The organism is Streptomyces sp. NBC_01537, from assembly GCF_045040445.1.
GTDB lineage: Bacteria > Actinomycetota > Actinomycetes > Streptomycetales > Streptomycetaceae > Actinacidiphila.
The window spans coordinates 3112190-3138835 of sequence record NZ_CP109392.1 but is presented as its reverse complement, the minus strand read 5'-3'; the positions used below and the strand labels follow the sequence as shown (position 1 = coordinate 3138835).

General features: G+C 69.1%; 23 protein-coding genes. 11 read left to right on the top strand and 12 right to left on the bottom strand.

The annotated features are described in order from the left end of the window. The first annotated feature begins 10 nt into the window (after window positions 1–10). The 8 genes from OG607_RS14285 (at window position 11) to OG607_RS14250 (ending at window position 9221) form a co-directional block, all read left to right on the top strand. The gene (locus OG607_RS14285) at window positions 11–1486 is read left to right on the top strand and encodes an MFS transporter (protein ID WP_405723197.1); all 1476 of its coding nucleotides are present in this window, start codon (window positions 11–13) and stop codon (window positions 1484–1486) included. 28 nt (window positions 1487–1514) lie between these two features. Continuing rightward, entirely contained in the window at window positions 1515–2939 is a 1425-nt protein-coding gene (locus OG607_RS14280) for a cytochrome ubiquinol oxidase subunit I (RefSeq protein WP_405723195.1), read from the top strand. Beyond that, the gene (locus tag OG607_RS14275; RefSeq protein WP_405723194.1) at window positions 2936–3982 is read left to right on the top strand and encodes a cytochrome d ubiquinol oxidase subunit II; all 1047 of its coding nucleotides are present in this window, start codon (window positions 2936–2938) and stop codon (window positions 3980–3982) included. The genes OG607_RS14280 and OG607_RS14275 overlap by 4 nt, the downstream gene beginning before the upstream one ends. Next, a complete protein-coding gene (locus OG607_RS14270; RefSeq protein WP_405723192.1) occupies window positions 3979–4236 on the top strand; it encodes a hypothetical protein in 258 nt (85 codons plus the stop codon). The genes OG607_RS14275 and OG607_RS14270 overlap by 4 nt, the downstream gene beginning before the upstream one ends. Then, on the top strand, window positions 4208–5926 hold the full coding sequence (locus OG607_RS14265; protein ID WP_405723190.1) for an ABC transporter ATP-binding protein/permease: 1719 nt from the start codon (window positions 4208–4210) through the stop codon (window positions 5924–5926). Before OG607_RS14270 ends, OG607_RS14265 begins: the two co-directional genes overlap by 29 nt. Next, entirely contained in the window at window positions 5923–7548 is a 1626-nt protein-coding gene (locus OG607_RS14260) for an ATP-binding cassette domain-containing protein (RefSeq protein ID WP_405723188.1), read from the top strand. Before OG607_RS14265 ends, OG607_RS14260 begins: the two co-directional genes overlap by 4 nt. A gap of 5 nt (window positions 7549–7553) precedes the next feature. Next, window positions 7554–8576, top strand: a complete 1023-nt coding sequence (locus OG607_RS14255) for a twin-arginine translocation signal domain-containing protein (RefSeq protein ID WP_405723186.1) — start codon at window positions 7554–7556, stop codon at window positions 8574–8576. Between the two features lie 168 nt (window positions 8577–8744). Further along, window positions 8745–9221, top strand: coding sequence for a cupin domain-containing protein (locus OG607_RS14250; RefSeq protein ID WP_405723184.1), 477 nt, complete (start codon window positions 8745–8747; stop codon window positions 9219–9221). A 5-nt stretch (window positions 9222–9226) separates the two neighbouring features. Here OG607_RS14250 and OG607_RS14245 read toward each other — a convergent pair whose 3' ends face one another. From OG607_RS14245 to OG607_RS14225, 5 genes are all read right to left on the bottom strand, one after another. Then, a complete protein-coding gene (locus OG607_RS14245; RefSeq protein ID WP_405723182.1) occupies window positions 9227–10531 on the bottom strand; it encodes a diaminopimelate decarboxylase in 1305 nt (434 codons plus the stop codon). Beyond that, complete coding sequence (locus OG607_RS14240) at window positions 10528–11244, bottom strand: gamma-glutamyl-gamma-aminobutyrate hydrolase family protein (RefSeq protein WP_405723180.1); 717 nt, start codon at window positions 11242–11244, stop codon at window positions 10528–10530. The genes OG607_RS14245 and OG607_RS14240 overlap by 4 nt, the downstream gene beginning before the upstream one ends. A gap of 79 nt (window positions 11245–11323) precedes the next feature. Then, window positions 11324–12082, bottom strand: a complete 759-nt coding sequence (locus tag OG607_RS14235) for an amino acid ABC transporter ATP-binding protein (RefSeq protein WP_405736759.1) — start codon at window positions 12080–12082, stop codon at window positions 11324–11326. Between the two features lie 2 nt (window positions 12083–12084). Then, window positions 12085–13011 carry an amino acid ABC transporter permease gene (locus tag OG607_RS14230; protein WP_405723179.1) on the bottom strand — a complete coding sequence of 309 codons (927 nt, stop codon included), beginning with the start codon at window positions 13009–13011 and terminating at the stop codon, window positions 12085–12087. Window positions 13012–13040: 29 nt separating this feature from the next. Next, the gene (locus tag OG607_RS14225; protein ID WP_405723177.1) at window positions 13041–14027 is read right to left on the bottom strand and encodes an ABC transporter substrate-binding protein; all 987 of its coding nucleotides are present in this window, start codon (window positions 14025–14027) and stop codon (window positions 13041–13043) included. Between the two features lie 62 nt (window positions 14028–14089). Here OG607_RS14225 and OG607_RS14220 point away from each other — a divergent pair, with 62 nt between their 5' ends. Together OG607_RS14220 and OG607_RS14215 are read left to right on the top strand one after the other, a co-directional pair. After that, complete coding sequence (locus OG607_RS14220) at window positions 14090–15712, top strand: PucR family transcriptional regulator (RefSeq protein WP_405723176.1); 1623 nt, start codon at window positions 14090–14092, stop codon at window positions 15710–15712. A gap of 27 nt (window positions 15713–15739) precedes the next feature. Beyond that, entirely contained in the window at window positions 15740–16363 is a 624-nt protein-coding gene (locus OG607_RS14215; RefSeq protein ID WP_405723174.1) for an endonuclease/exonuclease/phosphatase family protein, read from the top strand. 129 nt (window positions 16364–16492) lie between these two features. Here the strand turns inward: OG607_RS14215 and OG607_RS14210 are convergent, their stop codons facing one another. The 4 genes from OG607_RS14210 to OG607_RS14195 form a co-directional block, all read right to left on the bottom strand. After that, on the bottom strand, window positions 16493–19516 hold the full coding sequence (locus OG607_RS14210) for a protease pro-enzyme activation domain-containing protein (RefSeq protein WP_405723172.1): 3024 nt from the start codon (window positions 19514–19516) through the stop codon (window positions 16493–16495). Window positions 19517–19895: 379 nt separating this feature from the next. Further along, window positions 19896–20327 carry a carboxyl transferase domain-containing protein gene (locus tag OG607_RS14205; RefSeq protein WP_405723170.1) on the bottom strand — a complete coding sequence of 144 codons (432 nt, stop codon included), beginning with the start codon at window positions 20325–20327 and terminating at the stop codon, window positions 19896–19898. Beyond that, the gene (locus OG607_RS14200) at window positions 20327–21133 is read right to left on the bottom strand and encodes a BTAD domain-containing putative transcriptional regulator (protein WP_405723168.1); all 807 of its coding nucleotides are present in this window, start codon (window positions 21131–21133) and stop codon (window positions 20327–20329) included. Before OG607_RS14200 ends, OG607_RS14205 begins: the two co-directional genes overlap by 1 nt. 320 nt (window positions 21134–21453) lie before the next feature. Beyond that, window positions 21454–22890 carry an MFS transporter gene (locus OG607_RS14195; RefSeq protein ID WP_405723166.1) on the bottom strand — a complete coding sequence of 479 codons (1437 nt, stop codon included), beginning with the start codon at window positions 22888–22890 and terminating at the stop codon, window positions 21454–21456. A gap of 154 nt (window positions 22891–23044) precedes the next feature. Here OG607_RS14195 and OG607_RS14190 point away from each other — a divergent pair, with 154 nt between their 5' ends. Beyond that, window positions 23045–23944 (top strand): LysR family transcriptional regulator, encoded by a 900-nt coding sequence (locus tag OG607_RS14190; protein ID WP_405723165.1) that lies wholly within the window; start codon window positions 23045–23047, stop codon window positions 23942–23944. A 46-nt stretch (window positions 23945–23990) separates the two neighbouring features. Here the strand turns inward: OG607_RS14190 and OG607_RS14185 are convergent, their stop codons facing one another. From OG607_RS14185 to OG607_RS14175, 3 genes are read right to left on the bottom strand one after another with little or no spacing between them, the layout of a single operon-like run. Next, the gene (locus OG607_RS14185; RefSeq protein ID WP_405723163.1) at window positions 23991–24233 is read right to left on the bottom strand and encodes a hypothetical protein; all 243 of its coding nucleotides are present in this window, start codon (window positions 24231–24233) and stop codon (window positions 23991–23993) included. Continuing rightward, complete coding sequence (locus tag OG607_RS14180; protein WP_405723161.1) at window positions 24230–24850, bottom strand: VOC family protein; 621 nt, start codon at window positions 24848–24850, stop codon at window positions 24230–24232. Before OG607_RS14180 ends, OG607_RS14185 begins: the two co-directional genes overlap by 4 nt. A 10-nt stretch (window positions 24851–24860) precedes the next feature. Continuing rightward, window positions 24861–26561 (bottom strand): (2,3-dihydroxybenzoyl)adenylate synthase, encoded by a 1701-nt coding sequence (locus OG607_RS14175; protein WP_405723159.1) that lies wholly within the window; start codon window positions 26559–26561, stop codon window positions 24861–24863. Between the last annotated feature and the right edge of the window lie 85 nt (window positions 26562–26646).

Sequence of the window (26646 nt, the reverse complement as noted above, 5' to 3'; positions counted from 1 at the left end):
AGGATCTGTCATGACGACAACCCTTTCCTCCGGGCAGGCCGGGGCCGCGACGGCCTCCCCCCGCGCCATGGCCCGCGCGGGCGGGCTGCACCCGGTCGGGGTGTTCATCCTGCTGGCGGGCGCGTTCCTGCCGATCATGGACTTCTTCATCACCAACGTGGCCCTGCCCAGCATCGACGCCTCGCTGCATGCCTCGGCCTCGTCGCTGGAGCTGGTGATCGCCGGGTACGGCGTCGCGTACGCGACCCTGCTGGTCCTCGGGGGACGGCTGGGTGACCGCTACGGCCGCCACCGCATCTTCTTCGGCGGGCTCGTGGGCTTCGTCCTGGCCTCGCTGGCCTGCGGCGTCGCCCCGACCGTGGGTGCGCTGATCGCGGCCCGCATCATCCAGGGCGCCACCGCCGCGCTGCTCATCCCGCAGGTACTGGCGACCTTCCATCACGTACTCGAAGGTGAACGCAAGTCCCGCGCCGTGGCCCTGTACGGGGCGACCTCCGGCATCGCCGCCGTGGTCGGGCAGCTGGTGGGCGGGCTGCTGGTCAGCGCCGACATCGCCGGTACCTCCTGGCGGCCGATCTTCCTGGTCAACGTGCCCATCGGCGTGGTCGTGATCCTGGTGGCGGCGCGGATCGTGCCCAGCACCCGCTCGCCCCACCCCGTCGGCATCGACCTGCCCGGCACCGTACTGTTCGCCGCCACCCTCACCGCCCTGCTGGTCCCGCTGACCGAGGGCCACTCCCTGGGCTGGCCGTGGTGGACCTGGCTGCTGCTCGCGGTAGCCGTCGTCCTCGGCGCCGCCACCTACCTCGTGGAGAAGCGCACCGAGCAGCGCGGCGAGGTGCCGCTGCTGCCGCCGTCCCTGCTGCGCCTGCCGTCGATGTGCCGTGGCCTGGCGATGGTGTTCGCCTTCAGCATCGGCTTCGGCGCGTTCATGTTCGTCTTCGCCCTCACCATCCAGAACGGCCTGCACGCCGACGCCCTGCACAGCGGCCTGGCGATCCTGCCCATGGCCCTGCTGTTCTTCGCCGGCTCCCTGGTCGCACCCCGCATGATCACACGATTCGGCCGCGCCGCACTGTCCACCGGTGCCGTCATCCAACTCGCCGGACTGATCGCGCTGGTGGTCATTCTGGTCGGGAAGTGGCCGCACGTCAGCCTGTGGGCCATGGCCGTGCCGCTCGCCCTGGTGGGTGCCGGGCAGTCGATGCTGTTCGCCGGCCTGTTCCGCAGCGTGCTCGCCGACGTCCCCGCCCACCTCGGCGGCATCGGCAGCGGCGTGCTGATCACCCTGCAGCAGAGCGGTCTCGCCCTCGGTGTGGCCACCCTCGGAACCCTCTACCTGACCCTTGCGCCGCACAACGTCGCTCACGCCTTCGCCGGCGTCGAGTACGTGCAGATGGGCATCGTCGCCCTGCTCGCGGTCAGTGCCGCCGCCCTGCCGCGCTTCACCAAGGCCACGGCCAACGCCCCGGTCGCCGACGCCTGAACCCGCCCCTCCCCGAAAAGGAGCAGTGATGAGTCTTCTGGACTTGTCGCGATGGCAGTTCGCCATCACGGTCATGTTCCACATGACCTTCCCGGCGATCACCGTCGGACTCTCGATTTTCCTGTCGGTCGTCTACGGCGTGTACTGGCGCACCGGCAGGCCCGTCTACCTGCAGATGTTCCGGTTCTGGCGGCGCATCTTCGCCGTCGGCTTCGCGATCGGCGTGGTTGCCGGAGCCGTCATCACGTTCCAGATGGGTTTGAACTGGGGCGTGTACGGGGCCAGGACCGGCCCGATCATCGGTCCGATCATCGGCATGGAAGTGGTGACCGCCTTCTTTGTCGAGGCAGGGTTCATCGGCGTCCTTCTCTACGGAGAGGAGCGGGTCCGCAAGAGCACCATGTTCTTGTCCACCGTCATGGTGGCGCTGGGCACCATCCTGTCCTCCACCTGGATCATCGCGGCGAACTCGTGGATGCAGACCCCGGCCGGCTTCAAGATCGTCCACGGTCGGTTCGAGCCCACGGACTGGGTACGGGTGATCTTCAACCCGTCCTTCATCTGGCGCTGGCCGCACATGCTGACAGCGGTGCTCATCTCGGCCGCCTTCTTCATCGCCGGTATCTCGGCCTGGTACCTGGTGAAGGGGCGCGCCAAGGGTTTCGCTCGCCGGTCGATGTCGATGGCTCTTGGTGTCGCCGCGCTGTTGATGCCGGTCCAGCTCTACCTCGGTGACGCCGTCGCCGGGCACGAACTGCCCCACCAGCTTTCCAAGCTGGAGGCGATCGAAGGCAACTGGAACAACGGCAACACCGGTTTCGTCCTGTTCTCCGTTCCCGACCAGGAGGCCGCGCGCAATATCGCCGAGCTGAACATCCCCTGCCTCGGCAGTGCCATCGCCAAGGACCTGACCTGTGACACCGCGATGCCGGGTCTGAAGCTCACCCCGGCCGCCGACCGCCCGGACATGGCCGCGACCTTCTGGGGTTTCCGCGTCATGTTCCTGGCTGCCGTGCTGATGTTCGGCACGGTGTTCGCCGCCACGGTCCTGCGCATGCGCAACCGCCTGTGGACCGCGCGGCGATTCCACAGGTTCGTCCTCTGGACGACCCCGGCGGGCATCCTGGCCATCCTCGGGGGCTGGGTCACCGCCGAAGCGGGACGGCAACCGTGGATTGTCTTCGGCCAACTGCGCACCTCCGACGCGGTTTCCCACCTGGCACCCGGCGAAGTCCTGTTCTCGGTGATCGGCTTCTCGGCGCTCTACCTGTTCATGCTCCTGGCGTACATCGCCTACATCCTCCGCACCATGCGAATCGGCCCGGAACGTGACGATCCCCGACACGACCCCCCACCGGACCTGCCTGGCACGGATTCAGCCCGGTTCGCCGAGGTCCCCGGACCGCGCAAGGTTTCCGAACCGCTCGTCTCCCAGGAGGTGACGACCCGGTGATCACCACCCTCTGGCTGGCTGTCGTGCTCGTCTGCTTTCTCATGTACGTGGTGCTGGACGGCTACGACCTGGGCGTCGGCGTGGCCACCCTCTTCGAACGCGACGCCACGCACCGGCGGCACATGCTGGAATCGGTCGCGCGTGCCTGGGACGGCAACGAGACCTGGCTCATCCTCCTCGGCGTCGGGCTCTGGGCAGGTTTCCCGCTGGCCTTCGGCACGATCCTGCCGCACGCCTATCTGCCGCTGATCGTTGTGCTCTTCTCGCTCATCACGCGCGGCGTGAGCGTCGAGATGGCTTCCCAATCGCCGCCGGGCCACCGCTGGACAACCGCCTTCGGCGTAGCGTCCCTGCTGGCCTCGTTCGGGCAGGGCTTCGCACTGGGCACGCTGACCTCGGCCCTGCATCTGCGGGGCGGCGTCTTCACCGGGCCGGCCTTCGGGGCCTTCAACTGGTTCTGCGTGCTGACGGGGTGCACCGTCACGGCCGCGTACACCGCCCTTGGCTACGCCTACACCAAGCTCAAGTCGTCCGGGCGCCTGCGTGAGACGGTGGCACGCCGAGGTGTGGTCGCCACGGCGGTCGCGGGTGGGTTGGTGGTCGCGGTCCTCTTCGCGGTCAACGCCACCGCGGCACCGTTGAATCTCGACAGTCCGGGGCGCGCCTTCGCGTTCGGTGGCCTGCTGCTGTTCGCCGCCGCCGCAGGAGGGACCTCCCTCGTCACGTTCCCGTGGAAGCGTCAGTCCGGCCCGGCGGACACCCTGCCCATCGGCGGACTCATCGTCGCGACGGTGTCCACGTTCCTGGCACTCGGCGTCGCCCGCTACCCGGTGCTCGTGCCGCCGGGCCTCACCGTCAGCAGTGCGGTCAGCCCCCACGACACCATGGTCTTCATCCTCGTGGGCATCGGACTGAACATGCCGCTGGTGCTGGGCTACAACGTGTTCGCCCACCGGGCCTTCGCCGGGAAGTCCGACGCCGGGCTCCACACAGACGAACCCCCAACTGCTGAGAGCCTCGTTGTCACAGGAGCACAATCATGACCACCCCAAGCGTCACCCCCGGCGCCGGGCCCGCGTCGTCGCTGCCGAAGCCGGTCCGCATCGTGCTGCGCCTGCTCGCCGCGGTCGCCTGGACCTTGCTGGGCCTGCTGGCCTACTGCATCTGCCAAGGAATGTTCGGTGGTTACCAGCAGATCCACTCGGCACTCCTGACCACCCTTGGCATGATCGCCATCGCCCTGATCGGCGGTATCACCTGGATCGTCGATGAGCGGCGCCCTCATGACGACGAGTGAGCCCACCACCGCCGAAACGGGTCGGGCCGACTCCTGGCTCACGGCGTGCGCCGCACCAGGACAGCGCTGGTTCGGCCTGTCAGGCGCCCTCCTGACTGTCGAGACGGTGTTCACGATCGCCCGCTGGGGCGCTCTGGCGTGGACAGCCCAGGGCGTGATGAACCGCAGCACGTCGCAGGACACCCTGGGCCTCACGGCCTTCGCCATCGCCGGCACGCTGGCGATGGCCGCCAACTGGACGGCAGGCATGCTCGGCGAGCGAGGCGCGCGCGCCGTGTCCATCAGGGCGCGGCAGCAGTTGGCCGGCGCACTGCTGCCGACCGCCCGGCGGATCTGTGACACCGGCCCGGCCGAGGCCGCGCTGGCGATGGTCGACCTGGTCGATGACGTCGCCGACTATCACGCGCAGGTCGCGCCGCTGCGCCGGTCGGCGCCGCTGTCCATGCTCGCCGTCCTGGCGGTCACCGCCGCGGTGCACTGGCCGGCCGCGATCGTGCTCGTCCTGACCACGGCGCTCATTCCCCTCAACATGCGCTTGGCTGGGCTGTTCGCCCAGCACGGCGCGGACCGGCAGTTGGCCGCGACGCAACAACTGAACGCCATCGTCCTCGACAGCTTCCGCGGCATGCGGACGCTGCGCGAGCTCGGCGCGGCCGGCCGGCGCGGTCGAACCCTGACGACGGCCGCCGAGCGTCTGAACAGGGCGACGATGAGCGTGCTGCGCCGCGCATTCCTGTCCGGGATGATCATGGATGTCGTCATCACGTTCTCCATAGCGGTGAACGCCACCTACATCGGCTTGTCGCTGCTCGGGTACGTTCATGTGCCGCACGCGCCGGGGCTCACCCTGTTCACCGGTCTGCTGGTGCTGCTGGTGTGCCCGATGTACTTCGCCCCGATGCACGCCAGGGCCTCCGCGTTCCACCGACGTGAACACGCCGTGATCGCGGCCGGCGTCATCAGCGACATCGTCCAACACACCCCCGCCCAGGCGATCAAGGCGGCGCGTCCACGGCCGACCGAGCCCGTCGGGGTGTCCCTCGACGCAGTCCGGTTCCGCTACGCCGGCGCCGACCACGACACGATCAGCGCCGACGTCGACTTCGCGCCGGGTACCTGGACCGCGATCACCGGTGCCTCCGGCTCGGGCAAGAGCACGCTGCTCTCGCTGATCGCCGGCATGCGGCCGCCGTCGGCCGGACAGGTCCGCTGGCAGACCTCGGCCGTGCGGCAGGCGCCGACACTCGGCGAATGCGCCTGGATCGGACAGCAGACAGTGCTGCTCGACGCGACCGTCCGCGACAACATCCGCCTCGGCCGCCCGGCCGCCACCGAACAGCAGATCCAGCAGGCAGTCGACGCCGCCGGGTTGAGCTCTGTGACGGAGCGCCTTCCCCAGGGTCTGGACACCCGACTCGGCGAGGGCGGGTGGGGCGTGTCGACCGGCGAAGCCCGTCGGATCGCCATCGCCCGCGCCTTTGTGCGCGGGGCCCGGCTCTGGCTGCTCGACGAGCCGACCGCGCACCTCGACGCCGACAGCGAACGCGACGTCATCAAGGCCCTGCGGCGAGCCACCGACGGCTGCACCGCCATCATCGCGACCCACTCCTTCGCCCTGGCCGCCGCAGCCGACACCGTGCTCGCGATCGACAGCGGCCTCCTGCGCGACGCGAGGCCGGTGAACGCATGAGCAGCAGCCTTCGGCCGAGCCGCAGCCGCAGTCGGCGGGCACGCTCCCTCGCGGCCCTCGGGCTCGTGCTCTCCGTCACCGCCGAACTGTCCTCCGCCGGTCTGCTCGGCCTGTCGGGCTGGTTCATCAGCACCTGCGCCGTCGCCGGCGCGGCGACCTTCAGCTCCTTCTCCTACATCGCCCCCAGCGGTGGCGTGCGTGCCTTCGCCCTGGCCCGCATCGCCGGCAACTACGGCAGGCGTCTGACGCTGCATGCGGCTGCCCTGCAGCAGGTCGCCACCACTCGGGCCGACCTCTTCGGCAAAGCCGCAACCACGCACCGGCCGCAGCTGGACGGCATCTGGTCCGGCGAACTGCTCGATCGCACCATGGCCGACGCCGACAGCGCCGGGATGGCGCTGATCCGGTCCACCGCGCCTGCCGTCGTCACCGCCGCGATGACCGCCGGCACTGTCCTCGCCGTCGCGCCGGCCACGTCCGTCGCACCGGCGGCAGTGCTCGCGGCCGGCGTCGCGATCGCCGCCGTGATCGCCTACCGTACGCCCGGCACCACCCGCGCGGCCGAGCAGCAGACCCGCAAGGCGCTTCGCGCCGAACTGGTCACCGCCATCGACGCATGGACGGAAATGGCATCACTCGGGGCCGCCGAGCAGCTTGCGGCACGCACTACGGCGAAGTTCGCGCACCTCGACACCGCACGCGAAGCAGTCAGCCGACGCCGGCTCCGGACCACGCTGATCACCGGTCTGGTCTGCATGGCGACCCTGGCCGCCACGACCGCCTGCGACATCGGCACCCGCCCGGACCCTGCCACGTTCGTGTTCGTCGCCCTGATGACTGTCGGCGTGCTGGCCCATACCGAGCACCTGCCGACCGCCGCCGAAGCCCGATCCACTGCGAAGGCCGCACACCACCGGCTCACGGCAAGCGCGCCAACGCACACCCCGAGCGACGTGACCGTTCCGGCGATGCGGTCATGGGCCACCGAGCAGGACGTCGGCTTCGCCGGCTACCCACTCCCACCGATCGCCCTGCGGCCGGGGCGCATTCTCAGCGCCCGCGTCACCCGCGGCGCGATGCTCGTCGTCACCGGCCGCTCCGGCAGCGGGAAAAGCACACTGCTCCGCGCCCTTGCCACGTCGCTGCGAAAGTCGCTCGACCCCCACGACGGCCGGCCCGCCGTCACGGCCGTCGCGGCCGACGACTACCTCTTCACCGGAACACTCGGATCCAACTGGCGCCTCGCCGACCCCACCATGACCGACGACGACATCACCGCACGCCTCGCCGCGCTGTGGCTGGACGAGACCGGACTCACCGCCACGACACCCGTCGGCCCCGGTGGAAGGCAGCTCTCGGGCGGAGAACTCCGCCGGGTCTGCCTGGGCCGGGCCCTGGTCACCCGACCCCACGTGCTGATCGTCGACGAACCGACCACAGGCCTGGACGACCGGACCGCCCAACACATCATCGGCATCCTCGCGGACCTGCCCGGCACCACCGTCGTGATCGCCATGCACGACGTGCCGGCGTCTCCGGCATGGGCCGGGGATGTGTCCGCTCTGCCGCTTGACCTGGAGCTGGGCAACGCTGAACAACCAACACATGGAGGTCAACGATGAAAAGCATGAGCAAGGGAATCGGCGGTGGCACGACGCGTCGTCAGGTCCTGACGGGAGCAGCCGTTGGTGCGGCGGCGGTTGCCACCGCGTCGCTGCTTCCTGCCGACAGCGCGCAGGCGCGCGCCGGCCGGCCCGGCGGCGCGCAGTACGTGACGGGCGTCGATGTGCTGCCCGACACCTCCCACGCGTCGAAGGCGCTGGTCAACCACATTCGTGGGTACTTCCAAGCCAAGACCGACAAGAACCTCGACTGGCAGACGTCCTACTTCTCCCGCGAGCAGTTCACCTACATCGACGCGATCCTCGGCTGGCACTGGTACACCTGGCAGGCCTTGCACGACGCGCTCGCCGGCTGGTATCCCACCTGGCCGGAAAACAGCAAGTCCTACCCCACCCGGATTCTCGGTGACACGACCAGCGCGATCCTGATCTTCACCGATACCCCTGGCATGTTCGGCCCCGGCCAGGTCCGCAACTTCGGCGCGGTCAACTTCAACCGGCAGGGAAAGATCGAACGGTGGGTCGACTACTGGGACGCCAGGCAGTTCGGGGTGACCGACTGGCAGAAGGAGCAGGAGCCCCCGAACCAGTGGCCGACGAACTTCAGGGAGACCACCGTCGGGGAAGCCGCTTCACCGGTGATGCGGCGCGTCGTGTCCCGCCTCTCCGAGGCCCTGCGCACCAGCGACATCGCGGCCGCGGTGGAGTTGTTCTCCTCTGACGCCGTGTACGAGGACGTGCCCGCACACATCCAGATCACCAGCCAGGCCAGCATCGAGACATACCTGACCAAGGCGGCCTCCCTACTGCCCTACGTCGGCGCCGGCACCGGCGTGCGTCACGTCCTCGGCAGCCAGGCCGGCGGCGGCTACGAGTGGACCGCGGCCAACGGCCCGATACCCCGCGGCATCACGGGCATAGAACTCGATCCCTGGGGCAAGATCGAACGGTTCACCTCCGTGTGGAACGGCGCATACGCCGACGCAGCGTTGCTCACCGCCTTCGCGCAGCAGGCCATCGAGCACTGACGCCCAGCCCGTCACGACCCCGCGGCCACATCCGCCGGCTTGGCCGCCACCGCCGGGACCGAACACGCTCGGTGCTCACAGCGGAACTGGCTGCATCGGAGGTTGCGGCGGGTGGCCGCGGGACGGACGCTGGAAGGAGAGAGCCAACAGGGAGATGAGGTTTTTCCCATGGCAGAGAAGACCGTACTGCTCAAGCGGGGCGAGGGCAGGTCGTTCTGGATGCTGAACGGCCTGTACACGGTGAAGGCGTCCGGCGACGAGACCGGTGGCGCGTTGACCGTCATGGAGATGACGATTCCCGCGGGCTGGGGCCCGCCGCCCCACACCCACCCCGGAACCGAGAGCGTCCATGTCCTGGAGGGCAGGATCCGCTACTACATCAACGGCGAGACGATCGACGGCGGCCCGGGATCCTTCTTCCATATTCCCGAGGGAACCTGGGAGAGGTTCGAGCCGCTCGAGACGTCGCGCCTCCTCGTCGTCTACACACCGGGTGGGTATATCGAGGAGTTCTTCGCCGATGCGGGCGAACCCGCCACGGCGAATGAACTGCCCACGCCCTCCACCGAGCCGCCGGACTTCGAGCGGTTCGCGCAGGCCGGCGCGCGGCACGGCGTCCAAATGAGGCCGAAGCCGGAGGGCTGACCGTGTCATGCAGCCCCGGTTCGGGCGAGGACATGTTGGATGGTCTCTGCGGGTCGGACAAGGACGAATTGGATGCTTTCGTCGGCAGCGATGCGCACGCCGTGGACAGCGGGGTCGGGAAGACTGTTGTAGTGGAAGGGCGTGGAGGAGTAGTAGGCGCCGGTGTCTAGGAGCGCCACGATGTCGCCGGGTTCGAGCTGGGGCAGCGGGCGGGCCTGGGCGAGAAGGTCGCCGGCGAAGCAGCAGGGGCCCGCGATGTCCTGGGGTACGGCTTCCCCGCTCTTGGGGGAGCCGGTGGGGTCGTGGGCGGTGATCCGCAGCGGCCAGGCTTCGGGCATGAACACCGTCCGGGTGGCGACCTGGGCGCCGGCGTGGGTGATCGCGATCGGGCGTCCGCCGGAGGTCTTGGTGTACTCGACGTACGCGGCGGTGAATCCGTTCTTGGCCAGGAGGGACCGTCCGAACTCCGTGACGACCTGGTAGTCGCCGCTGAACAGCGCCGGTGCGTCGGCCTGGAGGTGCGCCACGTACTCGTCGAAGGCCGGGGCCGTCTCGTCGCTGTCGAAGTTGACGGGGAGCCCGCCGCCGATGTCGATGCCGATCACCTGGCGCCGGCCGAGGTCGGCGTTGACCTCGTCGGCGAAGGCCACGGCCTTCGCGATGCCCTGAGTGATCAGATTCAGCGGGCAGCCCTGCGACCCGACGTGGGCGTGCACCCAGGTGAGCCATGGGCGGTCCCGGTAGGCCTGCAGGAGCTGCTCCCGGCTGCCGGCGTCCTCCAGCGGTATGCCGAACTTGGACGTCGCGGTGGCCGTGCTCATCGCGGCGATATCCCCGCTGCCGACCTGGGGGTTGATCCGCACACCGATCCGGGAGGTGGACGAACGGCTTGCGAGGATCTCGTCGACGCGTGAGAGCTCCTGGAAGTTGTCCACGTTGACCGCGACCCCCAGGGCCAGGGCCTGGTCGAGGTCGGAGCGGGTCTTCGCCGGGGAGTCGAAGACGATCCGTTCGGGCGCGAAACCGGCGGCCAGGGCCTGGGCGAGTTCCCCGGGGCTGGCGACCTCGCAGCCCATGCCATGCGTCCGCAGCTCCTCCAGCACCGGCACCAGGCAGTTGGCCTTCGCCGCGAACGTGTGCAGGGCCTGAACCGAGGGCGGGAAGGCACGGTGCAGCGCCTCGACGCTCGCGGCGACGGCGTCGAGGTCGACAAACGCCGCCAGTACGGCATGGTCGGGGTCGAGAAGCCTCTCGCGTACGGCGGCGCGCAGGATGCGTTCGCGCCGTTCGGCTGCTGGGGAGTCACTCACTGGGTTCCTTTCGTGGCCGCGAACCGGGCGCAGGACGCGACGAAGTCGTCGAAAAGGGCACGGTGGGCTCGTTGCTCGATGAGCTCTTCCGGGTGGTACTGGACGCCTACGATCCAGCGGTCGGGGTCCGCGGCCTCGACGGCTTCGACGAGGTCGTCCTCCGATGTACCGACCACCCTCAGCTCTTCGGCGGGGGTGGCGATGACCTGGTGGTGCAGGCTGTTCACGCGCAGAAGCCGCGCGTCGGACAGTCTGGCGAGCCGGGAGTCGCCGTCGATCCGGAGCTCATGGACCTCCGAATCCAACGGCAGGTCCTGCCGGTGGTTGACCGGGCCGCCCGGCTCCAGGTGCTGGACCAGGCTGCCGCCGAGGGCGACGTTGAGGATCTGGCAGCCCCGGCAGACGCCGAGAACGGGCATGCCCAGGTCGGCCGCGCCGGCGATGGCGCTCATCTCCAGGGCGTCAAGGTCCTCGTCGATGACCGTCTCGGGGTGTACGTCCTCGCCGAAGTAGCGGGGGTGCGGGTCGACTCCGCCGGGGAGAAGCAGGCCGTCGACACGTTCCATCACATATCGGGTCGCCGCGTCATCCGTGCCGGGCATGATGGCGACGGGTATCGCGCCTGAACTCGTCAGCGCCCGTACGTAGCTGTCCGCCAGCCTGAAGACGGAGGGACGGTCGGGCAGATCCCGTCCCAGGGTGACCGCGATCAACGGTCGATGGGCGACGTCAAACACAGGGGGTGGCCCTCTCGTTGTGGCGTGTTGTGGGCGTGTTGTGGCGCGAGGTCGTCTACAGGACGCTGTCGAGGAATGTCCTCGTACGCTCGTGCTGCGGGCTGCTGATCACGTCGTTCGGCGCACCGGACTCGACCACGATGCCGTCGTCCATGAAGACGACCTGGTCCGCCACCTCGCGGGCGAAGCCGATCTCATGAGTCACCACGATCATGGTCATGCCGCTCTTCGCCAGATCGCGCATCACGCTGAGCACATCACCGACGAGTTCCGGGTCCAGGGCCGAGGTCGGCTCGTCGAAGAGCATCAGCTTCGGGTCCATCGCGAGTGCCCGGGCGATGGCCACCCGCTGCTGCTGACCGCCCGAGAGCTGAGCCGGATACATGTCGGCGCGGTCGGTGAGGCCGACCCGGTCGAGCAGCTCCCTACCTCGTGAGTGAGCGTCGGCCTTGCTCTGACGGGCCACGCCGACCGGGGCCTCGACGATGTTCTGCAACGCTGTGAGGTGAGGGAACAGGTTGAACCGCTGGAAGACCATGCCGATGCTGCGGCGCTGGGCCGCGATCTCTCCGGGCTTCATCTCGCGGGCGCGGGCGCCGTGTTCGCGGTAGCCGATCAGCTCGCCGTCGACGTATATGCGCCCGCCGTCGACCCGTTCGAGGTGGTTGATGCAGCGCAGGAACGTCGACTTGCCCGAGCCCGACGGCCCGAGCAGGCACATCACCTGCCCGCGCTCGACACGGAGGTCGATCCCCTTGAGCACCTGGTTCGCGCCGAAGTGCTTGCGGACGTCCCGGGCTTCCACCAACGGCATGTTCATGATCCCGCCTCCGTCCTTGCATCGGTGTGCGCGACCTGCGCGATCCGGGTCCGCACCTGGCCGACCAGGCGGCGTGCCTGCTGCCAGGGCGTCAACGGCAGGCTTCGGTTGGAGCCGCGCCCGTATCTGCGCTCCAGGTAGTACTGCGGCACGGAAAGCACCGAGGTGAGAACCAGGTACCAGGCGCTTGCGACGATCAGCAGTTCGACCTGGCGCAGGTTCTGCGCCGAGATCCAGCTGCTCTGCGTATAGAGCTCCGGCACCGCGATGAGCTGGAGCAGAGCCGTGTTCTTGAGCATGGAGATCGTCTCGTTGCCCATGGGCGGGATGATCACCCGCATCGCCTGCGGCAGAACGATGCGCCGCAGGGTGTACGTGGGCGACATCCCCAGCGAGTGGGCCGCTTCGACGTTCCCGTGATCCACCGAGAGCAGTCCTGCGCGGACGATCTCGGAGGCGTACGCGGCCTCGTTCATCCCCAGGGCCAGCAGGCCGGCGACGAAGGGCGTCACGATCGCATTGGTGTCCGCCGAGGCGAACTGAATCGAGGTGAAGGGGACGCCCAGGGTGAGCTTTCCGTACAGCAGGCCCAGGTATCCCCAGAACACGATCTGGACGAGCAGCGGGGTGCCCCGGAAGAACCAGGTGTATGCCCAGGACATCACGCGCAGAACCGGGTTGGCCGACAGCCGCATCACCGCCAGCAGGACGGCGAGCGTCGTCGCCAGCGCCATCGCGCAGCCGGTCAGCGCGACCGTGAGCAGGACACCCCGGACGATCCGCCCGTCGAACAGGAAGTCGGCGATCGTCAGGTGCTCGATGTTCGGGTTGTTCCACAGCGAGAACACCCAGCCCGCGCACAGAGCGATGAGCACCGTCGCGGCCACCCACCGCCCCGGATGCCGCAGGGGCGTGGCAGCCACATCGTGTGTCCCGGCAGCCATCTCGCTCGTCACGACGCGCCGTTGACGATCGCGGACGTGACGCCATAGGCGGACAGGTCGTACTTGTCGAGCAGCTGCTTGTAGACACCGTCCTTCACCAGCGAATCCAGCGCCGCCTGCAGAGCGAGGACGAGGTCGTGGTCCTTTCGGAGCACCCCGACTCCGGTGTAGACCGGGGCGACGCCGGTGGGATGCGCGGGGTCGCTCGCGACCTCGAATATGGCGCCGTTCCCTGCCGTGGCGGCGTTGTACCTGGCGGGGGCGGCGTCGAGCACGTCCGCGATCGCCTTCCCCGCGCGGACCGCGATCAGGGCGTCCCCTTCGGAGGGCAGCTCGACCACGGTGATCGGCTTCTTCCCGGCGGCCGCGCACTTCGGCGCCTGGGCCCTCATCAGGTCGGCCTGCGTGGTGGCCTTGGCGACCGCGACGGACTTGCCGCACAGATCGAGCACCTTGCCGATCTTCTCCGGGTTGCCCTTCTTCACGACGATTTCCATTCCGGCGTGGAAATAGTCGACGAAATACAGGCTCTTTTCCCGCTCCGCCGTGTCATTCATTCCGTACATGATGATGTCGTGCTTGCCCGACTGCAGTGAGGGGATGATGCTGTCGAACGCCTGGTTCGTGAAGTTGAACGCGACGCCGAGCTTGACGCCGAGCGCCTGCCCCAGGTCGTAGTCGAATCCGGTGAACTTCTGATTCTGGTCGAGCATCTCCATCGGGGCATAAACGCCGCTGGCCACATTGATCCCGCCCTTGAACCGCTTGGGCAGTAGTGCCGCGATCTTCGCATCGGCGGTAACCGACGGCTCAGCCTTGCTCCCGCTTGCGGCAGGGGCCGAGGTGCCGGCGGTGGCCGATGTGCCACTACAGGCACTGAGGAGAATTCCCGCGGACGCCACCGCGAGAGTCACGGTGGTGAAACGACTTCTGGCCATGTGTGTCTCCATGTCACTTGTCCCGACCGGTGACCGGGCCTGGAGCGGAAAGGTCATCGCGGCGATTGTTGTCCTCGCCCGCACCACCCGTCCTGGTCCGATTGGACTAGGATCCCGTCATGTCCTTGTCCGATCGCCCAAGCGGCGCGATCACCGCCGACCCGCCGGCCACCACGGTCCGGCACCTCGTCACGACCATCGGATCGCCGGTCCTGCAGGTGCTGACCGCCCCACAAGGGCTGGAACAGACGGTGCGAGGGACCGTCCTGCACGACCCCCACGACCCCCTGCCGGGCGGTGTCGACCAGCTCCTGCTCATGCCGGGGCTCCAGGGCGACCACCCCGGCGCCGCCGAGCTCGTACGGGAGGCCGCCCGCCGCGGATACTGCGCCATGGTCCTGAAGGTCAGGGGGACCGACACCGGCGCCCTCGTCGCGGAATCGGCGGCCAACGGCCTCACCCTGCTCGCCGCGGCCGACGAGGTCTCCTGGCGCCACCTCGACGCACTGCTGCTCTCCGCCCTGGGCTCCCAGGGTGTCGGCGGCGATCCGAAGGCCGGCTCCGGGGACGGGCTGTTCATCCTTGCGAACGCCGCCAGTGCCGTCATCGGCGGATCCGTCGCGATCGAGGATCTGGACCGGCGGGTGATGGCCTATTCGTCATCGCCGGACCACCGCATCGACGCCCTGCGACGCGAAGGAATTCTGAGCCGTCGAGTCCCGGAGATCGACCACAACCTGGAGCGCTATCGGATCGTTCTCGGCACGGACGAAGTCGTACGCTTTCCTGAAGCGCTCGGCGCGCTGCCGCGCGCGGCTATCGCCATCAGGGCCGGAACCCAGCCACTCGGCACCATCTGGGCCATCGAAAGCACCGACGGCATCCACAGCGACGGCGAGCAGGCGCTCATCGATTGCGCACGGCTGGCCACCCTCCACATTCTTCGCAGCCGCAACGCGAACGAACTCGAGCTTCAAAAGCGCGAGAGCGCGTTGCTCGGGGCACTGGAAGGCTCCTGGGCGGCTCACGAAACAGTCTTTCGTCTGTCCATCCCCTCGGGAGCCGACCTCGGGCTCATCGGATTCGCCACCACGGCCGACGCGACAGGTTCCCTGGCGTTGACCGCTCACCTCAGCCACGCACTGTCCCGCTATGTCATCCCCTTCCGTCCCGACGCGAGCATTGCCACGACCTCTCGTGCGGTCTACGTCCTGCTGCCCGGCGGCGGCTCACAGGCTGCGAAGCGAATCGCGAGAGACGCGCTCACCGCGATCCGCGGCTCCTCCGGGGGGTCCTTCGGCGACCACGTGCGCGCAGCGGTCGCGCCCACCGAAACGGATCCGGCGGCCCTACCGGCCATGCGCCGGGAGATCGACGACATCCTGCGGGTGACAACCGCCCACACCGACGCGCCGCCGGTCGCCGGGCTGACCGACGTGCACGCACGTCTCCTGCTGGCCCGCGTCGCCGACGAACTCAGCCACGAACCGCGCTTGAGACATCCGGCTGTTGCCGCAATGGCCGCCCACGACGCCGAGCACGGCACGGACTTCGTCGTGTCGGTCCTCGCATGGCTCGACGCCGCGGGCAACGTCGCCGAAGCCGCGACCCGGCTGGGTGTGCACACCAACACCCTGCGCTACCGGCTGCGCCGGACCGCCGAACTCTTCGACATCTCGCTGGACGACCCCGACGACAGGCTCTCGCTGTGGCTGCAGCTGCGTCTCATCCGAGGGCAGTAGCCAGGTGGGGCCATATCACGCTGACTTATGATCACCGTGGTGACCTGGAATGTCCTGCACCGCATCCACGCGGAGAACTGGGGTGAAGACACCACAGCGAACTGGCCGGACGAATCGGAGAGGATCGCCGCGGTCACGGCACGGTTGGCGGAACGTGCTGAACAGGTCGTCGCCCTGCAGGAAGTGAGCGGTGACCAACTGGCCGCCCTGCGTCGTGCCATGCCCGACCGTACGGTCCACGCTCTGCGGTTTCCACGTGTCCCGCGACCACGCCACGGAAGGTGCTCACTCGAAGATCCGGGGGAGCACCTCGTGCTCCTGGTCAACGGGCCGGCTCAGCAGTTGGCCGCCCAACGGCAGCCCCGTCAGCTGGCTCGCTTGGCAGAGCTGGCCGCTACGTCAACCGGGCCGGTGGTTTTGCTCGGTGACTTCAACGCCGACCGCGTCACCGTGGCTGCCGGCCTCGCCCCAGGGTTCACCGTTGTGGACCTGCCGCCGGACGCTCTGCCAACACCACCGGGCGGGTCGGGCATTCCGTCACAGTGCATCGACCACGTGGTCGTGCGCGGCGGCGGGATCAGCGGGGTGGTGGTCGAAGACGCCGACGGCCTGTCGGACCACAACCTCCTGTGTGCGAACGTGACGGTCTGAGCGGCGAGGAGCCCGAGCCACCACTGCCCGAGCCGCCCGACTGAGGGGCCGGCCGGGGTCCGCGTACGCAACGATGCCCCGCCGACCGGCATGGTCGGCGGGGCATCGCTGGCGTGGCGTCGGAATGCGTCAGCTGATGTAGCCGGCGACGTCCGCGATCACGTTGGTGGTGCTGCTGGTGTAGAAGTCCACCTTGCCGTCGGAGCCGACCGGCGCGATCACCTGGTTGGAGATCGTCTTGCCCTTCACCCAGTTCAGGTTGGAGGCCGTCGGGCGGCTGCCGCCATCGGCAAAGGCGGTGAGGTAGCCGGTGCCGGTGGTGCCGGTGACGGTGACGGTGAGTACGACTGCCTTGACGCCGGCCGGGATGGCGTCGCGGCCGGAGATCTGCAGGGCCAGGGTCTTGCCCGAGCCCAGGGGGGCCGTCGTACGGGTGTCCAGCAGGCGCAGCGGGGTGACCGTGCCGAAGGTCGAGCCGCTGGTGGAGAAGTAGCCGGAGACATCGGCGATGACGTGGCTGGTGCCGTGGACGTAGATGCTGACGTTGCCGTCACTGGCGATCGGCACGACCACGAGGTTGGGGATGGTGGTCCCGGTGGCCGACCAGTTGACGTTGGAGGCGGTCGGGCGGGTGGCGCCTTCGGGGTAGGCCTCCAGGTAGCCGCCGCCGACGGTCTGGGTCGCCGTCAGGTTGAGCACCACTGAGGTGGCGCCGGTCGGTACGCCGCCGTGGCCGCGGACCTTGAGGCTGATCACCGCGTTGGAGATCTTGGTGCTGGTGGGGATGCCGACCTTGGAGCGGGTGTCCAGCAGGCGGGCCGGGGTCAGCGCCGTGTACTTCGAGCCGGTGGTGCCGCTGGTGTAGTAGCCCTGGACATCGGCGATCAGGTGGGTGGCGCTGCTGGTGGAGAGGTCCACCACGCCGTCACCGGCCACCTTGACGGTCGCCGAGGCTGCGACGGTCTGGCTCGCGCCGGTCCAGTTGAGGTTGCTGGTCGACGGCTTGGTGGTGCCGTCGGCCCAGGCCGTCACCGCACCCGCGCCGGTGGTGCCGGTGACCGTGAGGTTGAGCACGACACCGGTGACGCCGCTGCTCGGGATCCCTCCGACGCCCTCGACCTTCACCGGGGCGGTGCCGCCCGCGACCAGGGGCTTGGTGGTCGGGATGGAACTGAGGCCCCAGCCGGTGCCGTTGCGGGTGTCCAGCAGGCGTTTGGGGCTGCTGAGCGGGTGGAAGGTGGAGGCGCCCGTGGCCGCTGTGCCCTTGGCCGCGCACAGTGCGGTGGTCAGGCCGGCCTCCTTGGGCGAGCCCAGGCCGGTGACCTCGTCGTAACCGGCCGCCGCCGTGAAGCCGGTGGCGTACGTGGAGTTGTTGCCGCTGGTGACGTCCCAGAAGTTCGTCGGGTAGCTGCTCCGCGCGGCCTTGTAGAGGGCGTTGTTGAGGAAGCCGACCTGGCCGTTGGCCTGGCAGGCCGTGCCGGCGTTGGCCTGGACGATCGCGGCGGCCCAGGTCGGGGCCGCGCCGCTGGTGCCGCCGATGATGCCGGGGACGGGGCTGGAGGACTGGCTGTCGTCCTGGAAGTAGACCGGGTAGCCGGCGTACGGGTCCGCCAGGGCGGAGACATCCGGAACGGCACGCTTGGTGGTGGTGGCGATACCGCCCTGGTAGACGACGGGAGCCCAGCGCGAGGAGACGCCGCCACCGGTACCGCCGGTGTCGTTGTTCCACGTCTTCTGGGTCGCGCTGCTGCCCGAGCCGGTCATCGTCGTACCACCGACGCCGGTGACATAGGGCTGGCTCGCGGGGTCGTCGACGGCCTTGGCGGTGGAGCCGGTCGCGCGGTAGCAGTCGCTGGAGCCGTCGTCGCCCGAGGCTGCGACCACGCTCTGGCCCTGCGTGGCGGCCTCCGCGAAGATGGTGTTCTCTGCGTTCGCGGTCGCGCTGCTCTCGACCGCCTCGCACTCACCCCAACTGGTGGAGATGACCTGCGCCTGGTCGTCGGTGACCATCCGCTGGTAGACGTCGAGCACGTTCTGGTCGGTCGCGGACGCGGCGTCCGGGCCCTGATAGTCGATGATGCTCGCGCCGGGCACCAGTCCGATCAGGTCATCGATGTCGAGCGCCGACTCCACGCCGACCGATCCGTCGGTGGCCGGTGCGCCGGCCCCTGCCGTCGTATCGACGAACACGGTGGAGACCGAGGTGTTGGTGCCGACGCAGGACTGGTACGCGGCGATGCTGCCGGCGTCGACGTTCTCCAGCTCGAACACGGCCACGGTCTGCCCCGCACCCACGGTGGCGGAGCTGGTCATCCCGTAGGTACCGGCCAGCTTGCCGGGGCTGTAGTAGTCGGAGCCGTCGGTGAGGCCCGAGCCGGTGAAGTCGGCGCAGAGCGCCGGGCTGTACGCGTTGGCGGTCACCGTGCGCGAGCCGCGTCCGGAGGCGGTGGCGGAGGCGGAGGCGGTGGCGGAGCTGGACTTGCTCGTGCGACGCACCGCGGAGTGGTGGCTGGTGACGGTGTTGACGCTGCTCAGGCCGACGACCCCGGTCACCGACGCCGCTACGTCCGCGGGCAACGAGGGCGCCGAGGTGTTGAGGTAGTCGGTTCTGCCGTCCTTGAGCCGGACGTTCCGGAAGCCGGTGCCGAAGGCGTGGGACGCCTGCTCGGCGGTGGCGGTGACCGGGATGGACAGGCCGTCCGAGCTGACCTTGCCGGGAGTGAGGCCGGCCGCCTTCAACGCCCGCGAGACTCCGGCGATGGTGGCCCGCGTAGGACCGAAGACCGAGGCGAACTGCCCCTTGGCCAGGTAGTGGTGGTACTGGGCGTTCCCCGGCGTGGACACCGCGGTGACGAAGTCCGCCAGCGACTGCGGGTCACGCGGGGCCAGATTGACGCTGAGGTGCATCGTCGTTCCCGACGCGGTCGCGCCGGTCACCGTCGCACCCGCCGGGACACGCGGGGCCGTCCCTATTCGCCGGGGTGCGTCCGATCCGGCCGTTCCCCCCTGGGCGACCGCGCCATTGGCGGTCGCGGTGACGACGGTGAGAGCGACGGCAGCGGTGGATGCCGCCATGATCACCCTGGCCCGTCTGCCGGTCTTGACTGCCGCGCGTCCGGGACGTCCCGGCGCGGCGTGGACCTTCTTGGGCATGCAGAAATCTCCTAGAAACTGACGCACCGTCACGCCTGTGGGCGTGGCGATGGTCGAAGCGTCACTCAGGCCGACGGGTGCATCCGTGTCACCAGGCGCACAAGGCGCACAGGAGCTGTCCCTCTTAACCGAAGTGTGCGCATTTCTTATCAGGAACGGACAGTTACTGTCTCCGTTCGCCCGGGAACCATGGGGGGATCTTTACGCCACCGCCGCAGGGCGAGCGTGTGCGCCACGTCGACGAGTGCCGTCAGTCTGCGCTCCGTCGCCCTCCAGCCTGAGGGCCCGGCTCGGTCGGCACGGTCATGTCCCATGGAGTGGTGTGGTTCGGGATGGTCTTGGAGTAGCCCCTGGCATGGGGCGAGCCATCGTGCGACGGTCAGCAGGGGGTTGAGGGCGCAGGCGGCCTGGCCTCGGCCGTCGCCAAGGTCCTGCTCGGGTTCGGTGACGACATCACCCGGGTCCAGCGCAGGATCAACCGGGATTGCCAAGGGTCGCGGAAGGTCGCCTGTGTCTGCCCGCCGCAGCATGTCAGGGACTGAGCCACCACGGCACCGGGGGCCGTGCCCCAGTCGGTGATCACCCCGTCGACGTACGGCTTCTTCGCCTCCGGGCCGAAGCCGGTGGCACGGTGCCGGCGCAGCCGCTCGATCTCGTTGGACGAACCCTCGTCCAGCAGCAGGTCGATACGCTCGCGCGCCGTCAGCTTGCCCTTGAGCTTCTGGGCCTCGGTAGCACGGTCGCCGGGCCCGCGTCGGACCTGCTCGCGGATGGCGTGCAGGTCGGCCACCCGCTTCCGCGAGTCACCCATCAGCCGGCCCTGCTGATGACTGTCATGTCGCCGCTCCGGCCGACCACCCCCACCGTGGCCCAGCGCTTCTCGGCGCTGCCGCGCAGGATCTCCTGCTGCAGGTCCTGCAACTCGGGCATCGGCTCGATGCCGAGCTCGTCCCGCAGCGCGGTTCGCAGCCGTGTGAAGACCTCCAGTGCCTGCCCGCGACGGCCCATCCGGTGGAGTGCCAGCATCAGTTGGGCGTGAAATCCCTCGTGCAGGGAATGGTTCTCCGTTAAATGCTTCAGTCTGCTGAGCACCTGACGATGCCGACCGGTGTGGAGTTCGGCCTCTATCTGGCCCTCCATCGCCGTCAGGCGGAGTTCGTCGAGCCGGGCGACCTCCAGTGCGAGGCGCGGGCCGAGGGGCACGCCGTCCAGCGCGGGGCCCCGCCACATTCGGAGGCCTGACCGGAAGATGCCGGACGCCTCGGCGTAGTGCCCCTCGCTCAGGCGCTGGCATCCCAGGTCGACCGCCCGCTCGAAGAGATCGGCGTCCACGGTCCCCGTCCCCAGATCGAGGCGGTATCCGCCGCGTGAGGTGATGAGGATCTTCTTCGGGTCCATCCGCCGCGACACCGCGCCCCGTCGGGATGCCATCAGCGAGCGCAGGCCAAGGACATAGGTCTGCACGGCGGTGACCGCGCTGCGCGGAGGCACCCCGCACCAGAGCTCGTCGATCAGGCCGGACATGGTCACCACGTGTCCGAGTGCGAGTGCGAGCGTCGCAAGGAGCTGCTGTTGCTTGGGCGCCGACGGTCCCAGTGAGATGTCGCCGTCTGTCAATTGAATTTCTCCGAGCACTCCTACATCCAAGACGATCCCCCCAGGGTACGAATTTCTTCGCTTTCGACTTCGTCGAATTTACCGCACACGCGAGCGACACCCCAAGCTTTACGAGTTGTGCGTTACTCTGATTTTACAGTTCACACAACTGGTGTCGCCGAATTGGAATCCGAATGCGAGGCGATCTTTGCGACCCGGTGACTTCTGTATAAAATTCCTGAAAATCTCTCCCCGGACCAGCCGGTCCGCGAATGCCACAGAGGCGCGGCAGGGTCGACGTTCCCCTGCCACGCCTCTGTGGCCATCGCTGCTCTGCCCACTTACTGGGCGGGGCGCCGGCCGATGAACCCGACAGCGAGCAACGCACCCGTCGCGAGCGCTACGGCTGCCACGGCGAGCGCCACCCGCGTCCCGCTGTCACCCGATGCGTGCAGCACCGACCCGAGGATCGCGACACCCGCGACAGCGCCGGTCTGCCGGGCCGAGTTGAGGGCGCCCGACGCGATACCTGCCTGCTCCTTGGGGACGGAGGAGACCATGGTCGTCACCAGTGAAGGGATGGCGAAGGACACTCCGAAGCCGAAGACCAGCAGGCCGACTCCGGTGAGCACCTTGGATCCGGTCCCGTCGTTGCCCACGAAAAGCAACTGGACGACCGCGCCGAGCGTCATCAGGGAGAAGCCCAGCACCGACGGCACCCTGGGGCCTGACCTGGCCACCAGCCGACCGGTGTAGACCGGGTTGAACGCGGTCGGGAGGGTCAGCGGCAGGAAGGCGAGTCCGGCCGCCAGCGCCGAGTAGCCGAGTCCCTGCTGGAAGTGCAGGGTCATGATGAACAGCACCCCGGACAGGCCGAAGTTGACCAGCAGACCGTTCACCAGGCCGACGGAGAAGGCGGGCTTGCGGAACAGAACGAGGGGCAGCATGGGCCCCCGCAGGCCGGGCTCCCGGCGCTCCACGGAGATGAACAGGACCGCGGCGACGGCCCCGACCGTCAGCGCCACCAGCACCGGCGCCGAGGTCCAGCCCTCCGGCTCGCTCTGGATCACGCCGAACGTCAGGCCGGTCAGGGCGAGTACCGCGAACAGCTGGCCCGGCAGGTCGATGCCGCGCTCCGGGTTGCGCGGCACCTGGGGTGCCAGGGCGCGGGTGAGCAGTGCGCTGAGCAGCGCCACCGGCACGTTGATGATGAAGATGCTGCGCCAGCCGAAGGTGTCGGTGAGTACACCGCCCACCACGGGGCCCGCGGCCAGCGCGACGCCGGTGATGGCGGCCCAGGACCCGAGTGCGCGGGCCCGCTGGGCCGGGTCGGTGTAGGCGGTGGCGATGACGGCCATGGAGGCGGGCAGCAGTGCGGCGCCCGCGATGCCCAGCACTCCGCGCATACCGATCAGCACACCCAGGTTGGGCGCGGCCGCGGTGAGGCCGGAGGCGATCAGGAACGCCCAGGTGCCGCTGAGGAAGACCCGGCGGGCACCGAACCGGTCGGACAGTGCCCCCATCGTGAGCAGCAGCGCGGCGAACGTGAGCGTGTAACCGTTGACCACCCACTGCAGCCCGGAGAGGCCTCCGCCGATATCATCGCGGATGGCGGGCAGTGCCACGTTCACCACGCTGGTGTCGAGCAACACCATGAAGTAGCCGAGCGAAAGGCCCAGAAGCAACAGCCCCCGGCGTCGCGCCCCGGCATCGGACTGCGGACCCGCCGAGCCATTCCCTCCTGATGCTGTCGTCACCGTCGATGACTGCGAGGACATAGTTGTTCCCTTCTCAATTTCACGATGAAGACACATGACTCGGTGCAGGCGTGAGTCTGCGACAGAAACAGCCTGGCGGAAACCAGGGCCAAGGAGAAGCGGGAAGTTCCGATGACGCCATCGGCAGCGCCGATGGAACGGGAGAGGTCGAGATTTGCAGCTCCGACAGCTGAACACGTTCCGGACGGTCGCCGAAACTCTCAATATCACGCGCGCGGCGGAAAGACTCAATTACGCGCAGTCCAGTGTCACTGAACAGATACAATCGCTCGAAGCGGACATCGGTGTCGCGCTCTTCGACCGCACCGGCCGCCGGCTGCGACTCACCGCCGCGGGGAACCGGCTCGTCGACTACGCCGAGCGCATGCTCGCGCTCGCCGAGGAAGCCAGGGCCGTGGTCGCCGGTATGGATGATCCCGTGGGTGAACTCGCCATCGGCGCGCCCGAGACACTGTGCGTGTACCGCCTTCCCGCACTGCTCACCCGGTTCCGTGAGACGCATGCCAACGTCCGCGTCCTGCTGCGCCCGGGCAATCGGTCGGAGTCCCGCAACGGCGTGCGCGAGGGCACCCTGGATCTCTGCTTCACCTTCGGACCGCCGCCCACGGAACCGGAGTTCGAGAGCATGGCGCTCGCGCCCGAGCCCGTGGTCGTGGTGGCGCCGCCGGGCCATCCGCTGACCAAGCCGGCGCAAGTGCGGACCGAGGAACTGGCGGGCGTGAACTTCCTGGTGACCGAGCAGGGGTGCAGCTACCGTCGGATGTACGACGAGATGCTGGGCTCCTCCCAGGGGCCCCGGCCGCGCATCGTGGCCGAGCTCGCCAGCATCGGTGCCCTGCGGACCTGTGTCGCGGAGGGGATGGGGTGTGCGCTGCTGCCGCGGATCGCGGTGGCGGCGGACCTGGCGCGCGGCGCTCTGGAGACCGTCCCGTGGATGAACGCCCATCACGAGACGGACGTGCATGTCACCTGGCGACGTGACGGTGTCCCGCCGTCCGGCCTGCGGCCGTTCCTGGACACCACACGCGAACTCCTGGGCAGCCCGGTGGGGTAGCCGGCCGCCGGCCGGGTGCGACGGCCGGCCGGCCATCATGCCCCCGTCACCCCTCGTCCAGGCACAGTTCGTCCTCGTCGAGCCGGACCAGCCGGCCGGAGAAGCCTCCGGTCAGGGCGGCGAACCAGACCGCCGGACGGGCGCCCACCTCATGGCGGCCCAGGACCAACGGCCCGTCGGCGGAGACCTGGACGTAGTCGCCGGCGGAACGGATGTGATATCCCGTGTCGCGGGCAACCCTCACCAGATCGGCGAACTCGGGGATGTCGAGTACGTACAGCGTGGTCATCGGGTGCTCACCTTCTCCTCGGCCTGCTCGGTGTGCGCCCGGGCGAGTTCGCCCTTGCGGAGCCACATGTCCTCGACGGTCGGGGTCTTGTCCCGCGTCACGTCGGCGAGCGCCCGCAGGGTGAGTTCGGCGTCGCGCGCGTCCACCTCGGCGAAGGCCCGCAGCGGGCGGGTGATCTCCAGCTGGATGCCGTTGGGGTCGTCGAAGTACAGCGACTCCAGCAGTTCGTGCGCGAGCGGCGGCGTGACCCGTACGCCGTGTTCCTTCAGCCGGGCCCGCCAGCTGAGCAGCTCCTCCTCGGTGTCGACATGCAGCGCCAGGTGGCGCGAGCGGTGCATCAGGTCGCCCGGGTCCTCTTCCTCGGGAAGCCCGAAATAGTAGAAGAAGGCAAGGTGGTTGCCTTTGCCGAGGGCGAAGAAGAAGTGCACGAAGTCGGGGAAGGTCTCGCTGACCCAGCCGGTGGCGGTGATGGCATGCACCAGGGGCAGACCGAGCACGTCCCGGTAGAAGACCAGGGTCTCCGCGGGTTTCCAGGTGACGTGGGCGAGGTGGTCGACACCCATCAGACGCAGCGATCCGGTGTCGAGCGGCGCGCCGGCCGCCGGGGGCAGTGTCATGGCAGGTTCCTTACGTGACGGGTGACGAAGCGGTGGAGGCGGAGCGCTGGGCGGGCACGGCGGCTTCGGAGAACTGCAGCACGTGGTCGCGGAGCGTCCTGCGGTCGACCTTGCCGACCGCGGTCAGGGGGAATTCGGCCACCAGATGGAGCAGCGCGGGCCATTTGAACGCCGCCACGCCCCGGTCGGCGAAGAAGGCGCGGATGGACTCCAGCGTCGGGCGGTGGCCGTCCTCGACGATGACGCACACCCCGACGCGTTCCCCCAGCACCGCGTCGGGCAGGGCGAGCGCGGCGGCGTCCGCCACGCCGGGGGCCGCGCGCACCAGATCCTCGACCTCGTCGATCGAGACCTTCTCACCGCCGCGGTTGACCAGGTCCTTGATCCGGCCTTCGATGACCAGATTGCCGCTCGGGTGCCACCGCACGAGATCACCTGTGCGGTACCAGCCGTCGGTGGTGAAGGCACGGCGGTTGTGCTGCGGAGCACGGAAGTACCCGCGGAGGGTGTAGGGCCCCCGGGTCAGCAGCTCCCCGGTCTGCCCGTCGGGCACCGGGTGGCCGGTCTCGTCAACGATGAGGATCTCGTCGGCCTCGGAGATCGGACGGCCCTGGGTCTCCCGCTGAACCTCCGCAGGGGCGTCGGGGCGCGTGTAGTTGAGCAGTCCCTCGGCCATCCCGTACACCTGCTGAAGCGTGCAGCCCAGGCCCGGGCCGAGGCCGCGGGCGAGTTCGGCGGGCAGGACGGAGCCGCCGACCTGGAGCAGCCCCAGACTGCCGATGTCGTGCGGCGATCCTGCGGCGTACTCGAGCCATCGGTGGGCGACGGCGGGCACCAGGGAGGTGACGGTGATCCGTTCCCGGGCGATCTGAGCGAACGCGGTCCTGGGATGGGGCGACGACGACATGACCGCGCGTCCTCCGACGGCGAGCGTGCCCAGGACTCCGGGACAGCCCAGCGGGAAGTTGTGCGCCAGCGGCAGCACGGCCAGATAGGCGGTGTCGGCGTCGAAGCCGCACACCTCGCCGCTGCGCCGGAAGTTGTACTCGTAGTCGTTGTGCGTACGAGCGATGATCTTGGGCAGTCCGGTGGTGCCGCCCGACAGCAGGAACAGCGCCACCTCCCGGGCGTCCGGGGCCCGTTCGTCCAGCCGGCGGCGCCGCTCCCGGGCCCCCGGGCCGACCCGCAGCGCCGCCCGCAGCTCGATGTGACCGGGGGCGATCCGGTCCGGGTCCCCGGCGACCAGGACGGGGACCGGGCGGCCGCGCGCCGCGCCGATCCGGGCCGCCAGCTCCTGGTGGTCGAACTCCCGCCAGCGGTCGGGGACGGCGATCGCGGCGACGTCGGCGAGTTCGGCGAGGTACTCCAACTCGTGTTCCCGGTGCGGCAGGAGCGCCAGCACCGGTGCCACGCCGACGCGCTGGCAGGCGAGGAAGAGCGCCACGAACTCCCAGCAGTTGGGCAGTTGGACGAGGATGTTGTCCCCGTCGCCGAGACCGAGGCCGATCAGGCGCTCGGCCAACGCGTCGGCACGCTCGGCGAGTTCCTGGTAGCTGACCGTTTCCGGGCCGTCCACGATCGCGGTCCGGGCGGCGAACCGGTCGGCCCAGGTCCACATCCAGTCGCCGAGCGGACGCTGCCGCCAGTACGCGGCCGCGGTGTAGCGGGCGGCCACCTCGTCGGGCCAGAAGACTCCCCCGGCGCGCTTCATCTGATCCTCCATCGCAGTGATCGGGTGTCACAGGGCAGGGGTGCAGGAATGCAGGGGTGGTGGGGGCGGCCCGGGCCCGACGTGT

What these genes read in the sequence shown, in the direction of transcription:
- OG607_RS14220 (WP_405723176.1), top strand. Translation starts at nt 14,090, where the DNA reads ATGTCCTTGTCCGATCGCCCAAGCGGCGCGATCACCGCCGACCCGCCG.
- OG607_RS14195 (WP_405723166.1), bottom strand. Translation starts at nt 22,890, where the DNA reads ATGTCCTCGCAGTCATCGACGGTGACGACAGCATCAGGAGGGAATGGC.
- OG607_RS14250 (WP_405723184.1), top strand. Translation starts at nt 8,745, where the DNA reads ATGGCAGAGAAGACCGTACTGCTCAAGCGGGGCGAGGGCAGGTCGTTC.
- OG607_RS14265 (WP_405723190.1), top strand. Translation starts at nt 4,208, where the DNA reads ATGAGCGGCGCCCTCATGACGACGAGTGAGCCCACCACCGCCGAAACG.
- OG607_RS14210 (WP_405723172.1), bottom strand. Translation starts at nt 19,516, where the DNA reads ATGCCCAAGAAGGTCCACGCCGCGCCGGGACGTCCCGGACGCGCGGCA.
- OG607_RS14260 (WP_405723188.1), top strand. Translation starts at nt 5,923, where the DNA reads ATGAGCAGCAGCCTTCGGCCGAGCCGCAGCCGCAGTCGGCGGGCACGC.
- OG607_RS14185 (WP_405723163.1), bottom strand. Translation starts at nt 24,233, where the DNA reads ATGACCACGCTGTACGTACTCGACATCCCCGAGTTCGCCGATCTGGTG.
- OG607_RS14175 (WP_405723159.1), bottom strand. Translation starts at nt 26,561, where the DNA reads ATGAAGCGCGCCGGGGGAGTCTTCTGGCCCGACGAGGTGGCCGCCCGC.
- OG607_RS14235 (WP_405736759.1), bottom strand. Translation starts at nt 12,082, where the DNA reads ATGCCGTTGGTGGAAGCCCGGGACGTCCGCAAGCACTTCGGCGCGAAC.
- OG607_RS14285 (WP_405723197.1), top strand. Translation starts at nt 11, where the DNA reads ATGACGACAACCCTTTCCTCCGGGCAGGCCGGGGCCGCGACGGCCTCC.
- OG607_RS14270 (WP_405723192.1), top strand. Translation starts at nt 3,979, where the DNA reads ATGACCACCCCAAGCGTCACCCCCGGCGCCGGGCCCGCGTCGTCGCTG.
- OG607_RS14280 (WP_405723195.1), top strand. Translation starts at nt 1,515, where the DNA reads ATGAGTCTTCTGGACTTGTCGCGATGGCAGTTCGCCATCACGGTCATG.
- OG607_RS14255 (WP_405723186.1), top strand. Translation starts at nt 7,554, where the DNA reads ATGAGCAAGGGAATCGGCGGTGGCACGACGCGTCGTCAGGTCCTGACG.
- OG607_RS14215 (WP_405723174.1), top strand. Translation starts at nt 15,740, where the DNA reads ATGATCACCGTGGTGACCTGGAATGTCCTGCACCGCATCCACGCGGAG.
- OG607_RS14180 (WP_405723161.1), bottom strand. Translation starts at nt 24,850, where the DNA reads ATGACACTGCCCCCGGCGGCCGGCGCGCCGCTCGACACCGGATCGCTG.
- OG607_RS14205 (WP_405723170.1), bottom strand. Translation starts at nt 20,327, where the DNA reads ATGGGTGACTCGCGGAAGCGGGTGGCCGACCTGCACGCCATCCGCGAG.
- OG607_RS14225 (WP_405723177.1), bottom strand. Translation starts at nt 14,027, where the DNA reads ATGACCTTTCCGCTCCAGGCCCGGTCACCGGTCGGGACAAGTGACATG.